This is a genomic window from Kaistia sp. MMO-174, from assembly GCF_037147815.1.
Taxonomy (GTDB): Bacteria; Pseudomonadota; Alphaproteobacteria; order Rhizobiales; family Kaistiaceae; genus Kaistia; species Kaistia nematophila.
Genome location: NZ_JBBCUO010000004.1, coordinates 350,849 through 368,511 on the forward strand (window position 1 = coordinate 350,849; position 17,663 = coordinate 368,511).

General features: G+C 69.0%; 13 protein-coding genes. 6 read left to right on the forward strand and 7 right to left on the reverse strand.

All coding sequences use genetic code 11. The annotated features are described in order from the left end of the window. Positions 1-11 precede the first annotated feature (11 nt). The 3 genes from WFK98_RS16690 (at position 12) to mgtA (ending at position 3,933) form a co-directional block, all read left to right on the forward strand. Entirely contained in the window at positions 12-1,001 is a 990-nt protein-coding gene (locus WFK98_RS16690; protein ID WP_336801025.1) for a quinone oxidoreductase family protein, read from the forward strand. Between the two features lie 125 nt (positions 1,002-1,126). After that, positions 1,127-1,339, forward strand: coding sequence for a ChaB family protein (locus tag WFK98_RS16695; RefSeq protein WP_266338896.1), 213 nt, complete (start codon positions 1,127-1,129; stop codon positions 1,337-1,339). After that, positions 1,324-3,933, forward strand: coding sequence for a magnesium-translocating P-type ATPase (gene mgtA, locus WFK98_RS16700; RefSeq protein WP_336801026.1), 2,610 nt, complete (start codon positions 1,324-1,326; stop codon positions 3,931-3,933). The genes WFK98_RS16695 and mgtA overlap by 16 nt, the downstream gene beginning before the upstream one ends. 25 nt (positions 3,934-3,958) lie before the next feature. Here mgtA and WFK98_RS16705 read toward each other — a convergent pair whose 3' ends face one another. Beyond that, complete coding sequence (locus tag WFK98_RS16705; protein ID WP_336801027.1) at positions 3,959-5,677, reverse strand: BTAD domain-containing putative transcriptional regulator; 1,719 nt, start codon at positions 5,675-5,677, stop codon at positions 3,959-3,961. Positions 5,678-5,812: 135 nt separating this feature from the next. Between WFK98_RS16705 and WFK98_RS16710 the strand changes: the two genes are divergently transcribed. Both WFK98_RS16710 and WFK98_RS16715 read left to right on the forward strand, forming a co-directional pair. After that, entirely contained in the window at positions 5,813-6,478 is a 666-nt protein-coding gene (locus WFK98_RS16710) for a peroxiredoxin (RefSeq protein WP_266338899.1), read from the forward strand. Between the two features lie 139 nt (positions 6,479-6,617). Beyond that, a complete protein-coding gene (locus tag WFK98_RS16715) occupies positions 6,618-7,655 on the forward strand; it encodes an MBL fold metallo-hydrolase (RefSeq protein ID WP_336801028.1) in 1,038 nt (345 codons plus the stop codon). Between the two features lie 15 nt (positions 7,656-7,670). On the opposite strand, the gene WFK98_RS16720 is transcribed toward WFK98_RS16715, so the two are convergent. The 6 genes from WFK98_RS16720 to WFK98_RS16745 form a co-directional block, all read right to left on the reverse strand. Beyond that, on the reverse strand, positions 7,671-8,654 hold the full coding sequence (locus tag WFK98_RS16720) for a zinc-dependent alcohol dehydrogenase family protein (RefSeq protein ID WP_336801029.1): 984 nt from the start codon (positions 8,652-8,654) through the stop codon (positions 7,671-7,673). A gap of 176 nt (positions 8,655-8,830) precedes the next feature. Next, positions 8,831-10,576: a SulP family inorganic anion transporter gene (locus WFK98_RS16725; RefSeq protein WP_336801030.1), complete on the reverse strand. Its 1,746-nt coding sequence runs from the start codon at positions 10,574-10,576 to the stop codon at positions 8,831-8,833. 188 nt (positions 10,577-10,764) lie between these two features. Next, positions 10,765-11,778: a hypothetical protein gene (locus WFK98_RS16730; RefSeq protein ID WP_336801031.1), complete on the reverse strand. Its 1,014-nt coding sequence runs from the start codon at positions 11,776-11,778 to the stop codon at positions 10,765-10,767. 231 nt (positions 11,779-12,009) lie between these two features. Continuing rightward, positions 12,010-14,913, reverse strand: a complete 2,904-nt coding sequence (locus WFK98_RS16735; protein WP_336801032.1) for an FAD-dependent oxidoreductase — start codon at positions 14,911-14,913, stop codon at positions 12,010-12,012. A 26-nt stretch (positions 14,914-14,939) separates the two neighbouring features. Then, the gene (locus WFK98_RS16740; RefSeq protein WP_266338905.1) at positions 14,940-15,827 is read right to left on the reverse strand and encodes a dihydrodipicolinate synthase family protein; all 888 of its coding nucleotides are present in this window, start codon (positions 15,825-15,827) and stop codon (positions 14,940-14,942) included. Positions 15,828-15,991: 164 nt separating this feature from the next. Further along, complete coding sequence (locus WFK98_RS16745; RefSeq protein WP_266338906.1) at positions 15,992-16,639, reverse strand: GntR family transcriptional regulator; 648 nt, start codon at positions 16,637-16,639, stop codon at positions 15,992-15,994. A 153-nt stretch (positions 16,640-16,792) separates the two neighbouring features. On the opposite strand from WFK98_RS16745, the gene WFK98_RS16750 reads away from it, so the two are divergent. Further along, positions 16,793-17,455 (forward strand): GntR family transcriptional regulator, encoded by a 663-nt coding sequence (locus tag WFK98_RS16750; RefSeq protein ID WP_266338907.1) that lies wholly within the window; start codon positions 16,793-16,795, stop codon positions 17,453-17,455. The last annotated feature ends 208 nt before the right edge of the window (positions 17,456-17,663 follow it).

Consider the following 17,663-nt stretch of genomic DNA (forward strand, 5'->3'; position numbering starts at 1 on the left):
AGATGGACACCATGCGCGCGATGCTTCTCTCCGCCGCGAACGGAGCGCCGGAATCGCTCGCCGTCGTCGAGGTGGCGAAGCCGGAGCCGGGCCCCGGCGAAGTGCTCGTCGAGGTCGCCTATGGCGGCTGCAATTTCGCCGACACCATGATCTGGCGCGGCACGTATCCGCATCCCAAGGGCTTTCCCATGGTGGCCGGGCTGGAGATCGCCGGCCGGGTCGTCGCCGTCGGCGCCGAGGTCGCGGACGTCCGGGTCGGCGACCGCGTCGCGGCCTTCCTGGAGGATGGCGGCGGCTTCGCGGAGTTCTGCGTCGTGCCGGCGGAACGGATCATTCCGCTGCCCGACGCCATTCCCTTCGATGTCGCGGCCGCCTTCCCCGTCCAGGCGCTGACCGCCTGGCACATGCTGCATACCGTCTCGACGACACGGCCGGGCGATCTCGTGCTCGTGCATGCGATCGGCGGCGGCGTCGGCCTCTATCTGACGCAGCTCGCCGTGATGGCGGGCGCCACCGTCGTCGGCACGGTCGGCACCGCCGGCAAGGAGCGGAAGGCGCTCGACTATGGCGCGGCGCTGGTCGTGAACCGCAACGAGGCCGATTTCGTCGCGGAGATCCAGCGTTTCACCGGCGGCAGGGGGCTCGACAAGATCGTCGATTCCACCGGCGCCGGCATCCTCGACGCGAGCTTCGCGCTGATGCGCGATCTCGGCCACGTCGTCAGCTTCGGCGAGGCGGAAGGACGGCCCCTGCCCAATCTCTGGGAACGACTGGTGCGCAAGTCGCTCACCTTCACGCGCTTCCATCTCGGCCACGCGCCCTTCGGCGCGCCGGCCTGGAAGGCGGGCATCGACGCCGTGACCGCCGCCGTGGCGGACGGCTCGCTCAAGGTCCCGGTCGAGGCCGTCTTCCCGCTCGATGAGGTGGCGGCGATGTACCGGCGGCTCGAATCCCGCGAGGTCGCCGGAAAGCTCGTCCTTGCCGTCAATCCGGCGCTGTGAGCGGGAACCCGCAGCCGGGCTCGACCGGGCAGGGAAACTGACGTAGCGTCTCGATCGCTCCCGCAGGGATGACGACCGCCGACGGCCGGAACTCGCGGGGATGGCGCGATCGCGAGGCAGCACGCATGCCCTATGCCGAGCTGAAGGACCTGCCGGCCGCCGTGCGCGACCACCTGCCGATCCACGGCCAGGAGATCTTCCGCGCGGCCTTCAACCACGCCTGGGACGAATATGCGTCTCGCGGCGACGGGGAGCGCGAGGAGATCGCCCGCCGGGTCGCCTGGGCCGCCGTCAAGCACAAGTACCGTAAGGACGGCGATCGATGGATCGCACTCTGACCGCGGCGAGGCAGGCTGCCCCGACGCCCGTTCCCCAACCCGTGCCCGACGCGTTCTGGACGCTTCCCGCCGACGCCCTGCTGCACGCCCTCGAGGCCCGGCCGGACGGCCTCTCGACGGCGGAGGCCGACGAGCGGCTGCGCCGCTTCGGGCCCAATCTCGCCGTAACGACGACGCGCTCCTCCCTGCCCGCCAAGCTCGCCAAGCGCATCGTAGAGCCGCTGATCGCCATCCTGCTCATCGCCGCCGCCATTTCCGGCGCGACCGGCGACTGGCAGAGCTTCCTCATCATCGTCGCCATCGTCTTCGGTTCGATCGGGCTCGACATCGCCCAGGAACGGCAGGCCGAGAAGACGGTCGAGGCGCTGAAGCGCTCCGTCGCGGTGACGGCGTCGGTTCGACGCGACGGCAGGGTCGCGGAACTGCGGGTCGAGGAAATCGTCCCGGGCGACGTGATCGAGCTGCACGCCGGCGAACTCGTTCCCGCCGATGGCCTGCTGCTGAGCGGACAGGGTGTGCTCGCCAACGAGGCGATCCTGACGGGCGAGCCCTATTCCGTCGAGAAACGGCCGGGAACGGCAACCGGGGAGGCGCTCTCGGACGCGTCCAACGCGCTTTTCGGGGGCACCAGCCTCGTCGGCGGCGAGGCGGTCATGCTGGTGACGGAGACCGGGCGCAACAGCCGCTTCGGCGCCATTTCCACCTCGCTGCAGGAACGGGAGCCACCGACCGCGTTCGAGCGCGGCGTCCATTCGCTCGGCATGCTGATCCTGCGCCTGACCGGCTTCCTCGTGCTGTTCGTGCTGCTGACGCAGATGATCCAGCACGGCCTGTCGCTGGAGAGCTTCCTGTTCGCGGTCGCCCTCGCCGTGGGCCTGACACCCGAACTGCTGCCGATGGTGATGACGGTGACGCTGGCGCGCGGCGCCGCCCGCATGGCGGCGCGAAAGGTGGTGGTGAAACGGCTGAGCGCCATCCACGATTTCGGCGCCATGGACGTGCTGTGCACCGACAAGACCGGCACCCTCACCGAGGCGCGGATCGCCCATGTCGGCAGCTTCGGCCCGGACGGCAGCGACAGCCCCCGCGTCACCGAGCTGATCCGCCTCAACAGCCGGTTCGTCTCCGGCCTGCACAGCAATCTGGACGATGCCATCCTCGCCGACCCCGCGCCGGCGGTCCCGCAGGCCTGCAGCCGCATCGACGACGTACCCTTCGATTTCGAACGGCGCCGGGCTTCGGTCCTGCTGTCCCGGGGGGCCATGACGGAAATCGTCACCAAGGGCGCGCCGGAAGCGCTGCTCGCGCTCTGCACGGAGGTCGAGCAGGCGGATGGCACGACGGCGCCGCTCGACGATGCCGAGCGCGCCCGCATCGCCGGCTGGATGGACCAGCAGGGCCGCCAGGGCCTGCGCCTGCTTGGCGTGGCCCGCCGGGCCATGCCGGCGGCTTGCCGGACGATTTCCGCAGCGGACGAGGCCGGGCTCGTCTTCGTCGGCTGCGCCGCCTTCATGGACCCGCCAAAAGCGTCGGCGACGGAAGCCGTTGCCCGCCTGGTCAAGGCCGGCGTCCGGGTCAAGATCATCTCGGGCGACGCCGCGCCCGTCGTGCAGCATCTGGTCGAGACGCTGCGCCTGCCGACGCGGGGACTGCTGGCGGGCGAGGCGATCGCCACCCTGACCGACGCGGCGCTCGCGGAAAGGGTAGAGGAGACCGACCTCTTCGTCCGCATCGCGCCCGACCAGAAAGGGCGCATCGTCCGGGCGCTGCGGCTCCGCGGCCATACGGTCGGCTTCATCGGTGACGGCATCAACGACGCCCCCGCCATCCACGCCGCGGATGTCGGCCTTTCGGTCGATGGCGGCACGGACGTCGCGCGCGAGGCCGCCGACATCATCCTGCTCGCGCCCGACCTGGGCGTGCTGGCGGACGGAGTGGAGGAAGGCAGGCGGACCTACGCCAACATCATGAAATATGTCCGCATGGGCACGAGCTCGAATTTCGGCAACATGCTGTCAATGGCGCTCGCCTCGCTGGTGCTGCCCTTCCTGCCGCTGGCGCCGTTCCAGGTGCTGCTGAACAACCTGATCTACGACGTCTCGGAAATCGGCATTCCCTTTGACACGGCGGATCCGGAAATGCTGTCACAGCCGCATCGCTGGGACATGCACGAAGTGCTGCGCTTCACGCTGATCATGGGGCCGCTCTCCTCGCTGTTCGACATCGCGACCTTCATGATCCTGCTCTATGGCTTCGGCGCCCAGGTCGAGATGTTCCGCACCGCGTGGTTCGTCGAATCGATCGCGACCCAGATCCTGGTCATCTTCATCATCCGCACGGCGAAACCCGCCTGGACCAGCCGCGCCCATCCGGTGCTGGTGGCGACGTCACTCGGCGGGCTCGCCGTCGCGCTCCTTCTTGCGCTGACGCCGCTCGGCCATTTCATCGGCTTCGTCGCCCTGCCCGCGCCGCTGCTGGCGACGATCGTCGCGATCGTCGTCCTCTATCTCGTTGCTGCCGAAATGCTGAAGCGGATCGCCATGCGACAGGTCGGGCCCGCCCGCCGGAGGGGAAGAACCCGCCGCGCGCCGTGACGGGATCGCACGCCGGCCGGGCTTTTCAAGCGCCGGGGGCCGGCATCGCGCCGGCCATGCGGCCGAGGCAGCGGGACTGATCCAGCGGCCTGCCCAGCTCCTCGTAGCGCGCCGCCGCTTCCGCGAAGGCGGCGAGCGCCCGAACCTTGTTGGACTGCGCCTGGCGCTGGATGCCGCGCGCCTCCCAGAGCGCCGCCGCCCAGGGGCCGCCCTGCCACATGCCGGCGATGCGCTCGGCCTCGTTCAGCCGGCGGTCGACCTGGTCCAGCTCGCCCGCCTCGGTCAGCGCCACGGCAGAGGCGATGCGCAGCGCCATCGAGCAGGGCTGGCAGGCGCCCGGCGTCAGCAGCCGGTCGCCGGTCAGGATCGCCTCCTCGACCTTCTCCGGCGTCGTCGCCGCCCGGACCGCCAGCGCCTGCAGGCGCAGCAGCAGATGGTTGGAAAGCCAGGATTGCGCAGCGTCGGCGAGCGCGCGCTGGATCAGCCGGCCGGCCTGCCATTTCTGGCCGCGCGCCAACGCGATCTCGGCCAGCCGCTCCAGCACGAGCACCCGGCCCGACAGCGCGTTGGCGCCGACATGCAGCCGCTCGGCCTCGGTCAGATATGTTTCCGCCTCGTCGAGCGCGCCGGCGCAGCGGGCGATCTCGCCGAGGATCAGTCCGGCCAGGGCGCGGCCGGCGATCGAGTCGGCGTCCTCGGCGACGCACATCAATTCCTGCGCCGATGCGGCGATCGCAGCGTGCCCCTTGGCGTCGCAGAGGCAGAATTCGGCGAGGCAGAGATGCCCGTCGAAGACGGATGGAACGAAATCGTCGCGGCTGCGCACCCATTCGGTGAATTCGCTACGGAACAGCTGCGGCCAGCGTCCCTGCATATGCGCCGTCAGGCCGAGAACCGCGCCCGCCTCGCCAACCTCGCGGGCAAGCCCGCCATCGAAAGCCTGCGCGCGCGTCTCGCGCGCGAGCTCCGCCGCCTTGTCGAACTCGCCGCTTTGCAGATGCACCAGCGCCCAGGCGATCGAGGCGCGGATGCGCTCGACCGGCGACGCCGGCCCAGCGCCGGAAAGCGCCAGCGCCCGCTCGTAGAGCTCGATCGAATCCTTGCTCGGGCCGACGCCGAGCTCGACATGCAGCCGCTCGCGCAACTGGTCGAACTGGCGGATCGCCTCGGCGCGATTGCCGGCGTCGAGCGCCGCCTGCATCAGCGCGCGCTGCGCCTCCTCGTCGGTCGGATAGAGGGCGATCAAGCGACGCCAGAGCCGGCCCGTGCGCAGCACCGACGCATAGAGCTCCTGCAATCGCTCCCGCGGGCCGTCCAGCCATTCCAGGAAGCGGTCGTCGGGCAACAGCACGCCGCCATAGAGATCGGCCGCCGCCTCGCATTCGGCCAGATCGCCGCTGCGCAGCGCCTGCTTCGCCGCCGCCTCGAAACGCTCGATGTCGGTCTCGAGCTCGACCTCGTCGGCGAAGGCGACGATCTCCTTGTTGACGGTGATCAGGTCATGCGCGCCCATGGCGCGGCGGGCGAAATGGATCGCCTTGCGCAGGCTCGCGCCGGCGAGCTCGACATCCTGCTCCGGCCAGAACGCCTCCATGATCTGCTCGCGATGAAGCCTGTGCTGCGGCGAGATGGCGAGCAGCTTGACGAGGGCGGCGGCGCGATCGCGCTTCCAGGCGGCCGAGGGAACTTCCTCGCCCTCGACGCGGACGGCGAAACGCCCCAGCGATTGAATGAAAAGCTGCACCCTGCATCCCCTGCCAGCCACGGTTCCGACGTCCGATCGCCTTCGCCGCAGCGATTTTTTCGCCAGGGAACGCTCGCGGAACAGCGCATTCGTATCCTGCCCCCATCGACGCATTCAACCAGAAAGGGAACCATCATGTCGCTCCGCATCAACGATCTCGCACCGGACTTCACCGCCGAGACCACCCAGGGTCCGATCTCGTTCCACGAATGGCTCGGCAAGGACTGGGGCATCCTGTTCTCGCACCCGAAGGACTACACGCCGGTCTGCACCACCGAGCTCGGCTACATGGCCCGCCTGAAGCCGGAATTCGACAAGCGCGGCGTCAAGATCATCGGCCTCAGCGTCGATCCGGTCGACAAGCATGCCGGCTGGGCCAAGGATATCGGCGAGACACAGGGCGTCGCTCCGAACTTCCCGATGATCGGCGACCCGACGCTCGCCGTCTCCAAGGCCTATGACATGCTGCCCGCCGCCGCCGGCGACAGCTCCGACGGCCGCACGGCCGCCGACAACCAGACCGTGCGCAACGTCTACGTCATCGGGCCGGACAAGAAGATCAAGCTCGTGATCTCCTATCCGATGACCACGGGCCGCAACTTCGACGAGGTGCTGCGCGTCATCGACTCGCTGCAACTGACCGCCAAGCACCGCCTCGCCACGCCGGTGAACTGGAAGCCGGGTGACGACGTCATCATCGCCGGTTCGGTGTCCAACGACGAGGCGAAGCAGCTCTACCCGCAGGGCTGGAAGGAGCCGAAGCCCTATATCCGCATCGTGCCGCAGCCGGTGCTGACCTGATCCCAGAAGGGCGCAGCGGGGACGGCAGGTCCGTCCCCGCCCCGACAGCGACGACGGCCCGCCCGGTTCCGGGACGTGCTACGCTCGCTTCGTTTCGCTGCGCTCGGCTCAATCCCCTTTGCGAATGATGGAGCGGACCATGATCTTCCGACAGCTCTTCGACAGCGTTTCCGGCACCTACACCTATCTTCTCGCGAGCCGCCCGGGCGGCGAGGCGCTGATCATCGATCCCGTGCTCGAGAAGGTCGACCGCTACCTGCAGCTCGTGCGCGAACTCGACCTGAAGCTGGTCAAGGCGGTCGATACGCATCTGCACGCCGACCACATCACCGGCCTCGGCGCGCTCCGCGACCATACGCACTGCATCACCGTGATGGGCGAGCAGACCAAGGCCGACGTGGTCTCGATGCGGGTCTCGGACGGCGACCGCATCACCATCGAGGGCCTGAGCCTCGACGCGCTCTACACGCCGGGCCACACCGACGATTCCTATTCCTATGTGATGGGCGGGCGCGTCTTCACCGGCGACACGCTGCTGATCCGCGGCACCGGCCGCACCGATTTCCAGAACGGCGATCCGCGCGCCCAATACGATTCGATCTTCAACAAGCTGCTGCGCCTGCCGGACGAAACGCTGCTCTACCCCGCGCATGACTACAAGGGCGACACGGTTTCCACCATCGGCGAGGAAAAGCGCTTCAATCCGCGCCTCCGCGTGAAGTCGATCGACGAGTATGTCGACCTGATGAACGGCCTCAACCTGCCCAATCCGAAAATGATGGACGTCGCGGTGCCGGCCAATATCCGCATCGGCCTGCATCAGGACGACATCGCCCGCAAGGGCTGGGCGGTCTCGGCGAAGCAGGCGATGGACATGCGCGGCCGCAGCGACGTGACGCTGGTCGACCTGCGCGAGAAGGCCGAGCGCGAACGGCACGGCGTCATCCCCGGCACGCTCCATGCGCCCTACCCCGCGCTGCAGGAAAACCTCGGCGTCGGCGGCATGCTGCATGCGCTGGCCGTCGATGGCGGCAAGCGGATCGTCTTCTACTGCGCCTTCGGCGAGCGCTCGGCCATGGCCGTGCAGGCGGCGCAGGATGCCGGCATCGGCACCGCCCGCCACATCGAAGGCGGCTTCGACGCCTGGAAGAAGGCCGGCGGCCCGATCGGGGCCTGATCCATCGACGCGCCTTCAGGGAACCAGGACGGCCGCGCCCTGGAACCGGCCGGCGCGCAGGTCGGCCAGCGCTTCGTTCGCCCGCGCCAGCGGATAGACGGTGGTCGTCGTGCGCACGCCGGCGCGCGGCGCGACCGCCAGGAAATCGATCGCGTCCTGGCGGGTGAGATTGGCGACCGAAACCAGCTGCCGTTCCTCCCAGAGCCATTCATAGGGAAAGCCCGGTATGTCGCTCATGTAGATGCCGCCGCAGACGACGCGGCCGCCCTTGCGGACGGCGCGGAGCGCCAGCGGCACCAAAGCACCGACGGGCGCGAACAGGATCGCCGCGTCGAGCGGCTCCGGCGGCGATTCCTCCGAACTCCCCGCCCAGACGGCGCCGAGCGACCGCGCCATCTGCTGCGCCGCCTCGTCGCCGGCGCGGGTGAAGGCATAGACCTCGCGCCCCTGAAAGCGGCAGACCTGCGCCAGGATGTGGGCGGCGGCGCCGAAACCATAGAGGCCGATCCGCCTGCCCGCGCCGGCAATGACGAGCGAGCGCCAGCCGATCAGCCCGGCGCACATCAGCGGCGCCGCCGCGACCGGATCGTCGAAGCCCACGAGCGGAAAGGCAAACTGCGCATCCGCCACCACATGGGTGGCGAAGCCGCCATTGCGCGTGTAGCCGGTAAAGAGCGGCTCGTCGCAGAGGTTTTCCTGCCCGGCCCGGCAATAGGGACAGTGGCCGCAGGTATGCGCCAGCCATGGCACGCCGACGCGCGCGCCGAGCGCCGGCGCCGTCACGCCCGGCCCCAATGCGTCGACGATACCGACAATCTCATGGCCTGGAATGATCGGCAGCTTCGGATCGGTGAGGTCGCCGTCGACGACATGCAGATCGGTCCGGCAGACGCCGCACGCCTCGACGCGCACGCGGATCTCGCCGGGACCGGGAACCGGATCCGGCCGCGTCTCCTCCACCAGCGGCCGGCCGACCGCGCGAAGCACCATCGCCCTCATGGCAGCCGCCTCGCATCGGCAAACCGGGCGTCGCGGGAGACGGGCCTTCCTGCTGCATCGACCAAGACCGACATCCTTCGGGCTATCCGACGAGCATTCAGCGCCGGCTGGCCGCTGGATGCAAGCGCACCGACTGGGCAGGCGATCAGCGGGGATACGCAGAACCGAACGTCTCGCTAGGCCGGCTCCGGAGGTTCCGGCCGCGCGGAACGCTGGCGCACATGCGTGCGGGCAAGATAGGCATCCTCGAGGCTGGCGAAGATCATGCCGGAGCCGATCCGCGCCGAGACGCCGGCCCGATCGAGCAGGGCGCGCACATCGGCATGCATTTCCGCGAGGCCGAGGGTGACGTTGGTCGCGGCGAGCTCGTTACGCAACTCGTCGAGCATCGCCGCAGCGGAGCTGTCGAGCTGCGGGATGGCGCTCGCATCCACCACCAGCCATGTGCCGTCGCCGGCTTGCTCGCGGGCGATCCGCTCCAGCCGGGACTTCACATAGTCGCTGTTGCAGAACAGCAGGCTGCCCTGGATCAGGCAGACGGTCATGCCCGGAACGGGCTGGGAGCCCTGGAAGCGATGCAGCTTGTAGAAGCCTTCGCGACCCGGGATGCGCCCCAGCAGCGCGTCGCGCGGGTACATGAGCTTCTGCATCAGATAGACCAAGGTAGCGCCGATGGCGATGACGACGCCGTTGAGCACGCCGAGGCCGATCGGCCCCCACATGGCGATCAGGGCGAAGACGAACTCGGCCCGGCTGATGCGCCAGAGATTGCGGAGTTCCGTCAGATCGATGAGGCTGAGCGCGGTGGCCGCCAGGATGGCGCCAAGCGCCGGAATCGGGATGACGGCAAGCGCCCCGGTCAATAGCAACAGCGCGAGGCCAAGTGTCGACGCGGCGATCAGGCTGACCAGTTGCGTACGGCCGCCGATGGTCGCGTTGACGGCGGTGCGCGAATCCGAAGCCGATACGGCGAAGCCGCCGCAAAGGCCGGCGGCGATGTTGGCGGCGCCGAAGCCGGTCAGCTCGCGGTTGGGATCGACGGCATAGCCGCCGCGCACGGCGAAGCTTCGCGCCGTCACGATGCCCGAGCCGAAACAGACGAGGAAGATGGCGCCGGATCCGAGCAGGAGCGCCGGCAGCATGCTCATCGATATGCGCGGCAAGGACAGCGACGGCAAGGCCGCCGGCACGTCGCCGACGACGGCGATGCCGTGCCCGGCGAAATCGAACAGGTAGGAGAGCAGCGCCGAGACGATGATGACCAGCACCGGCCCGGGGATCGGCGATCGCAGGCGCTTCGCGACCAGGAGCAGCGCGAACATGACGAAGCCGAGGACGAGCGTCGGCCCATGGATCGCGTGCGCCTCGCGGAACAGTTCGACGATCGGCGCCACGAGGCCGTCGGCAGAGATGTCGAGCCCGGTGAAGCGGTCGATCTGGCCGATCAGGATCGAGACCGACACGCCAGCGAAGAAGCCGGTGAGGATCGGGCGGGAAAGAAAGCTCGCCAGCATGCCGAGGCGCAGGATCCGGGCGAGCAGGCAGAGCAGCCCGACGCCGAGGGCGAGCGCCGCCGCCACGCCGACGCGGTCGGCCGGCGTGGCGGCCCCGCCCGCCAGCACGTTCGACAGCACGGCGGCGAGGATCGTCACCGTGGCGGCGTCCGGTCCGACGATCAGTTGCCGCGACGGGCCCAGAAGCGCATAGGCGACCAGCGGCCAGATGCTGGCATAGATGCCGGTCTCGGGCGGCAATCCGGCAATCGCCGGATAGGCGATGGCGCTGGGCAGCCCGACCGCGGCAACGGCGAGGCCGGCGGAGATGTCCTCCTTCAGCCAGGCGGGGCGATAGCCGGCGAGGCCGGCGAGAAGCGGCAACCGCCAGCGCCGGCCCTGCGAAACGAGGGGTCGATCGCCACTCATGGCCGCGGCCCTTTCAACGCTTCGTTCGAAAACGCCCTGGCCGGCCGGGGATCGGAAATGACGGTCTTCGGGGAATGAGCTGCAAGCGCCACCTGCGCCTCCTCCGCATGCCCAATCTGCGAGACCGCTGCCGTGCAGGCGTCAGCCGCGCAACACTCCGCAGCATAGGCCTCCGCGGCGGAATCGTGTCAGAATTTTACCAGCGCGCCGCCGAAGATCGCCTGGCCCCTGTCGAAGGAGAGGCTGGCCTCGTCATAGGAATAGGTCCGCCACAGCAGCCAGAGCTTGAGATTGGCGGCGTCGACGTTCTGCACCGCCGCGATGCCGATCGAGCTGCTGTCCGAGCTGGCATTGGCGATATCGCTGCCGAGGTAATAGTCGATCGAGAAGGCGGTGCTGCCGGCGTCGAAGAAGGCGTGCTCGTAGCCGAGCTTGGCATAGCCGTAATAGCCGGTGGGTCCTGCGGCGTCCTGCTCGCCGGCGGCGACCGTGATGCTGATGCCGCTCGGCTTGTGCAGCGCCGAGAACGAACCGTCGAAGCGGGTCGATTCGTTCTGGTCGTTGCGCGACAGCCCGACCGCGCTCGCGACCTCGACGTCGCCGAAAGTGCCGGCATAGGTCGCCGCGACGTCGTACATCGGCTTCGGATCGCTGACGAGCCAGTCATAGCCATAGGAAACCTGCACGCCAAAGCCGCCGAAGGTCGGCGTGTCGTAACGGATGCGGAACTTGCGGCTGAGGCCGTCATAATCGTTGAAGGCGTCGCCGACCGTGACGTCGGAAAGCGCGCCGCCGGGGGCGCGGAAAAAATAGCCGCCAGCCGTGTCGGAGACGCTCGCATAGGCGATGACGGTCGTGCCGGATTTGTCGACCTCGGCCGTCCCGTCGCTCGCCATGCTGCCTTGGCCGAGCCAGAGCTTGCCGTAGCTCTTGTTGCTGATCGCCGCCTCGGCCTTGCGGATGTCGCCCTGATCGAAACTCCATTCGGGCCGGTCGTCGAGCTGGCTGACGACGTTGGAGGCGAGCGGCTGGTACTCGACCTCGAAAATGGCCTCGAACCTCCAGTCGAAATTCGGACTGGAGAACAGCTGGATGCGCGCGCGCGTGCTCGAATTGTCGTTGTCGACGAAATTGCCATAGCTCTGCTGGCCATCGTCATAGCCGAGATAGCCCATGTTCACCTGGCCGGACAGGCGCACCACCGTCCCGTCCGGAAAGCTGTATTCGATCGGCTTCGGATCTTCGGCATGCGCGGCCGCCGCGCCGGCGAGCAGGAGGATGAGGCCCGCGCCGATGGGCGCAACACGATTCGTCCGCCGTCTTGCGCACGGAAATGAGGAAAATCGCGCCATTTCGGGGGCCCCGTGGCAAATCACCACCATGCCCCAGCGTAAGCAATAATGGACCGTTCGGATAGACCGTCGGATCCTCCCTCAGCCGAATCGGGCCGGCGAGAAGGCGGCGAGATCACGGCCGGGATCGCGGCCGAGAACGAGGGCGGCGGTCATCTCGCCCATGATCGGGCCGAGCGTGTAGCCGTTCGAGGTGACGGCGTGGAACAGGCCCTTCTGGCGCGGATCCTCGCCGAGGATGGGGGCGCCATCGATGTTGATGTTCATGGCGGCCCAGCTGCGGATCACATGCAGCTTGCGCAGGCCCGGCACGACATGCTGCGCCACCCAGAGATTGCCCTCGAGGCTGTCGAGCCGGGGGCGCGGATGGTGGTGAACGGGATCGAGGCCCGCCGTCCAGCCGCCGCCGATGATGAAATTGCCGTTCGCCGCCTGCTTCAGCGTCAGATGGCGATCCGCATGGGCGACGAGTGCCGTGATCGCCGGAGCCGCCGCCTCGGTCACCACCATCTGCAACGGCGCGCCGAAGACGGGGATTTCGCAGCCGAGCAGCCCGCCGACCTGGCCTGCGAAGGCGCCGGCCGCGTTGACGATGCGGCGCGCCAGCACGGGGCCGCGCGAGGTCTCGATCCGGAAGCCGCCCGACTCGGCGTAGATGGCAAGCACGCTGCAGCGCTCGTGCAGGATGGCCCCCGCGACACCGGCGGCATCCAGCAGATGGCGGGTCGCGACCAGCGGATTGATCTTGCCCTCCTGCGGACACCAGGCCGCGCCGACGAACTCGGGATTGAGGGCCGGCTCGCGCCGCGCCAGTTCCGCCGCGTCGATGACGTGGCTCTCGATCCCCTGCGCCCGCTCCAGCGCCGTCTTCGCCTCGAGGAAACGGAGATGCGCCTCGGTCTCGGCGACCATCAGGCCGCCGGTGATCTTCATCTCGAAATCGCGGCCGGTCTCCTGCTGCAACCGGCCCCAGAGCGCGATCGAATCGCGCTGCAGCGGCAGCGTGCGCGCCGCCGGCCCCCCGCCGGCCTCGGCGCGGGCGCCATAGTCGAAGGAGAGAAGCTGGGCGTGCAGGCTGCCGGCATTGCCGCCCGAGGCGACGCCGTTCGAGAAGCCGTGTTCGAGGATGGCGACGTCGGCGCCGCCGCGCGCCAGGAACAGCGCCGTCGACACGCCGGCGACGCCGGCGCCGATGACGACGATGTCAACCCGTGTCTCCGGCAAGCGCGGCGCGCCGTCGAGCGGTGCCCGATCCGGCAGCAGCGCCCGCTTGTGACCACCCCATTCCGGCTTCTCGACGCCGAGCGAAGCAAGCGGCACCGGCCGGATCGGCATCTGCGGCGCGACAAAATCCTGCGTTTCGCTCGCCGGCTGCCGCGCCCCCGCGATCGCGCCGAGCCGATGACTGCAATAGCGGCCCTGGCAGCGGCCCATGCCGGAACGCGACAGCCGCTTCAGCGTCGCGAGATCGGGCGCCGCCGCGGCGGCATCCCGCTCCAGCGTGGCGCGCGTGACCTCCTCGCAGCGGCAGATCACCGTGTCCGGCGTCGGCGACGGCGGCTCGATCGCCGGGCGGAACAGGTTCCAGAGCGCCGACTGGAAGGCGAGGCTGCGCGCCCGCCGCCGCAGCGCCAGGCGGACGTCGCCGGACGCGGCTCCGCGCAGCTTGCGGACCGTCGCGCGGCCCGCCAGCTCGCCCTCGGCCTGCGCCACCAGCGCGCCGCCGAAGCGACCCGCCTCGCCGATGATATGGATGTCCGGCAGCGAGCTTTCGCCATCCGGCTGACGGCGCGCCACCAGCGCGCCGTCGACGACGTCATGCGCGCAGCCGAGCAGCCGCGACAGGCTGTTGTCGGAGGCGAAGGCGCCGCCGAGCAGGATCGTGTCGGCCTCGATCTCGTGGACACCGGCGGCGGCGGTCACGGAAGCGCCGGTGACGCGCCCCTCCCCCCGGATCGCCGTGATGCGCGCGCTCCAGTGCACCGGCACGCCCGCGCTCGCGAGCCGGCGCAGCTGCCGGGTGCCGGCCAGCGCCAGCGCCGGATCGGCGGCGAGAAGCTGAAGGGCCGCGAGCGACTTGCGATAGGGCGACGCGGCCGCCTCGACGACGCCGACGACGGTGGCGCCAGCCTTGTGCAGTTCGAGCGCGACCTGGAAATCAAGCGGGCCGTTGCCGGCGACGAGCACCCGGCCGGGCGGCACGGTGCCATAGGCGCGCAAAAGCGTCTGCGCCGCGCCGGCCGTCATCACGCCCGGAAGCGTCCAGCCCGGCACCGCCGGCACCCGCTCATAGGCGCCGGTCGCGATCACCAGCAGACGCGGCGCGAAGTAGACCGCGCCTTCCGGACCGTGACAGCCGATCCGCAATTCGCCGTCGCGCCGCTCGGCGCCCCAGACCAGGGTCTGGCCGAGGATGACGGCGCCGGCGGAACGGGCCCGCGCGATCAGCGCCGCGCCGGCGCCCGCCTGGGCGTCCTCGGCCAGCGAGACGCGCGCCGGCGCGGTCTCCGGTTGCTTGAAGAACTGGCCGCCTCCGCTCTTGCGCTCGTCGAGGACGACGACCTCGATGCCGGCCTCGGCGGCAACAGAAGCCGCGCTGAGCCCGGCCGGACCGGCGCCGATCACCAGCATTTCGACCGGACGGACCGGAATGGCTCGGGGCGGCACTCCGACGTCGCGAAGGCCGGGATCCCGGATGTCGGGCCGCGCGCTCTGGCGATCGATGACCATGCCGTCGGCGACTGGCGACATGCAGGCGCGCTGGCTGGTGCGCCCGTCGATCGTCACCAGGCAGTCGTGACAGGCGCCCATGCCGCAGAAGACGCCGCGCGGCGCGCCGGATTTCGACCGAGAAAAGCCGATTTCGCCAGTCGCAACCAGCGCCGCCGCGACGGAGAGACCCGGCTCGACGACGCGCGAAACGCCGTCGATCGTGATGCGGCAGGCACCGGCGGAAGCGGCCGGCGCAGCGGGCTTTATGGTCATCTCCGTCTCCGAGCGGCGGCCAAGGATCAGAGCGCGAAGCGCAGTCCGAACTCGTCGACCAGCGCCTTCATCGCCGCATCGCGGCCGGCCGGCAAGGGCAGGCGCGGCGGCAGCGGCGCGCCGGCGTCGAAGCCCATATGGCGCAGCAGCGCCTTCGAACCGCCGACATAGGCCTGGCCGCCGACCGCCTGGATCAGCGGCACCCATTTCCGGTAGACGGCGCGCGCGCCGTCATAGTCGCCGGCGGCGGTGCGCTCGAAGATCTCGACCATCGCGGCCGGCGCGACGTTGGAAGCGACAGCGACCCAGCCCTCGGCTCCCATCACGAAGCTCTCGAAGCCCATGATGCCGCCGAACACCGTCATCCGGTCACCGGCCAGGCGGATGATGTCGCGCACGCGCGTCACGTCCATGGTCGATTCCTTGACGTAGTCGCAGCCGTCGATCTCGGCGATGCGGGCGAGCAGCTCCGGCCCCATGTCGACATTGGTGGTGGCGGGATTGTTGTAGACCATGACCGGGATCGAGATCGCCTCGGCGATGGCGCGGTAGTGCGCCACCAGTTCGTCGTCGGTCGGGGTCGAATAGAAGGGCGGGATCACCATCACGCCGTCGGCGCCGAGTTCCTCGGCCTCGCGGCTGCGGCGGATGACCTCGCGGGTATCCTCGTGACCGGTGCCGATCAGCACCGGAACCCGGCACTTCGCCGTCTCGATCACCGTGCGCGCGACGGAGCGGCGATCCGCGTCCGAAAGCGACAGGAACTCACCGGTCGAGCCGAGCGGGATCAGGCCATGGATGCCCTGGCGGATCTGCCACTCGGTAAAGTCGCGCATGCCGTCGAGGGAGACGGAGCCATCGACGCGGGTCGGCGTGATCATCACCGTGAAGACGCCGCGGAAATTCTTCTTCATTCGATCCAATCCAGACATTGCAATCCGCTCTAGCCGGTCGCGCGGCCATGGCTGCCCGTCCTGCGACCCTTTCTGGATTATTGCGGTATCCCACCTGAATACGCAAGGGAGCAACCCGCGCCGGACCGTCGCGGGCGGATCGACGCGACCGCTGCTGCGACGGCTCAGTAGCGCTTCAGCACGCCGGTGCGGACGATTTCGAGGTGAAAGCTCATGGCGGCGCGGGCGACCTCGGCCTCGCCGTCGAGCAGCGCCTCCAGCACGGCGGCATGCTCACGCATGCCCGGCTTGATGCGGATCACCGGCATCTGGCGCTCGAAGATGGTGGTGTAGCGGCGCAGGTCGCGGACAAAGGGAAACATGAAGGAATTGCCGCTCTGCTGGGCGATGTAGTCATGCAGTTCGTCGTCGAAGGTCCAGACATCCTCGAGATCCGGGGCCGGATTTTCCTGCAGGGCGAGGAAATGCCGGTGGATCACGTCGAGGCGCTGCCGGTCGGGATTGCCGCTCGCCTTGGCGGCGGCGGCCGGCTCCAGCAGCATGCGCATCTCCAGACTGTCGAGATAATCGCGCAAGGTGATCGTGCGGACGACCAAGCCGGCCGTGTCGTCGCGCACCAGCAGGCCCTCTCCTTCCAGCCGGCTGAGCGCATGCCGCATCGGCGAGCGCGACACCTCGTACTGAAGCGCAAGACGCCGTTGCTGGATCGGCGTGCCGCCCGGCAGCCGCGCCGCAAGAATATCCTTGAGGAGCGCCGCGTAGACCTCCTCGCCAAGGTTCGAATCCGTCTCGGGTGTTTCGTCTTCGAACATCTTGCAACCTTTGCCGCGTCATGCACACGATATAGGATGTACGGGATCGCGCCGGATTGAAAGTGACCGCGATTTCAAAGTGATGCGCCGCGACCGCAATACCAGCCCGCTGCGGCTGGACAGGTGAATCGGCCAAGGACAGGCGGCAAGGCAATGGACGAACTGGCCCAACTCAGCAAGCCGGCGAGGGGCTTGGGAGCCAATCTGAGCGCCCAGGCCTATCGCGCCGTTTCCGACATGATCCGGCAGCGCCGCCTGAAAGGCGGCCAGTCGATCCTCGAGGCGCCGCTCGCCGAGGCGCTCGGCATTTCGCGCACGCCGTTGCGCGAGGCGCTGCAGCGCCTCGAAGGCGAGCGGATGGTCTGGAAGAGCGACGGCCGCAACTATGTCGTGCGCAAGGTCGATATCGGCGAATATTTGCAGAGCCTGCGGCTGCGCCTGCTGATCGAGCCGGAAGCGGCCGTTCTCGCCATGCCGATGATCCCCCGCGCCAAGCTGCACGACGTGCGCCGCGAGGTCCACGAGTTGATCCTGAGTTCGGCCTCCCACACCGACTATCACTGGGACACCGACGATCGGCTGCACGGCCTGATCATGGATTTCTGCGGCAACGCCGTCATGGCCAAGGTGCTGAGCGACCTGCGCGTGACGACGCGGCTGTTCGAGATAGACCGCCTGAAGGACCGCCTGAAACCCGATTCGACCGAGCATCTGGAGATCCTGGATGCGATCGCCGCCGAAGACATCGCGCGCACCCGCCGCGCCGTCGCCGCCCATGTCGAAAGCCTGATCGCCTTCGCCCGCGGCAATCTCTGAGCCCGCCGGCCCAGCCCTCCCCTTTTCTCCGGCCCCCGTCGCCCCAATGTCACCCCCGCCAAGCCCGCCGAAAGGCCGGATGGTGGCGCCGCAGGCCCGTGCGATGACGCAGCGCCGCCAGCTCGCCGAGCGCCAGTGAGCGTTCAGGGCCCCGTGAAAGCCAAACATTCCAATGACTTGAACCTCGCCCGGCAAATCTGCCCGCCAA

What these genes read in the sequence shown, in the direction of transcription:
- WFK98_RS16690 (WP_336801025.1), top strand. Translation starts at nt 12, where the DNA reads ATGCGCGCGATGCTTCTCTCCGCCGCGAACGGAGCGCCGGAATCGCTC.
- WFK98_RS16695 (WP_266338896.1), top strand. Translation starts at nt 1,127, where the DNA reads ATGCCCTATGCCGAGCTGAAGGACCTGCCGGCCGCCGTGCGCGACCAC.
- mgtA (WP_336801026.1), top strand. Translation starts at nt 1,324, where the DNA reads ATGGATCGCACTCTGACCGCGGCGAGGCAGGCTGCCCCGACGCCCGTT.
- WFK98_RS16710 (WP_266338899.1), top strand. Translation starts at nt 5,813, where the DNA reads ATGTCGCTCCGCATCAACGATCTCGCACCGGACTTCACCGCCGAGACC.
- WFK98_RS16715 (WP_336801028.1), top strand. Translation starts at nt 6,618, where the DNA reads ATGATCTTCCGACAGCTCTTCGACAGCGTTTCCGGCACCTACACCTAT.
- WFK98_RS16720 (WP_336801029.1), bottom strand. Translation starts at nt 8,654, where the DNA reads ATGAGGGCGATGGTGCTTCGCGCGGTCGGCCGGCCGCTGGTGGAGGAG.
- WFK98_RS16725 (WP_336801030.1), bottom strand. Translation starts at nt 10,576, where the DNA reads ATGAGTGGCGATCGACCCCTCGTTTCGCAGGGCCGGCGCTGGCGGTTG.
- WFK98_RS16735 (WP_336801032.1), bottom strand. Translation starts at nt 14,913, where the DNA reads ATGACCATAAAGCCCGCTGCGCCGGCCGCTTCCGCCGGTGCCTGCCGC.
- WFK98_RS16740 (WP_266338905.1), bottom strand. Translation starts at nt 15,827, where the DNA reads ATGAAGAAGAATTTCCGCGGCGTCTTCACGGTGATGATCACGCCGACC.
- WFK98_RS16745 (WP_266338906.1), bottom strand. Translation starts at nt 16,639, where the DNA reads ATGTTCGAAGACGAAACACCCGAGACGGATTCGAACCTTGGCGAGGAG.
- WFK98_RS16750 (WP_266338907.1), top strand. Translation starts at nt 16,793, where the DNA reads ATGGACGAACTGGCCCAACTCAGCAAGCCGGCGAGGGGCTTGGGAGCC.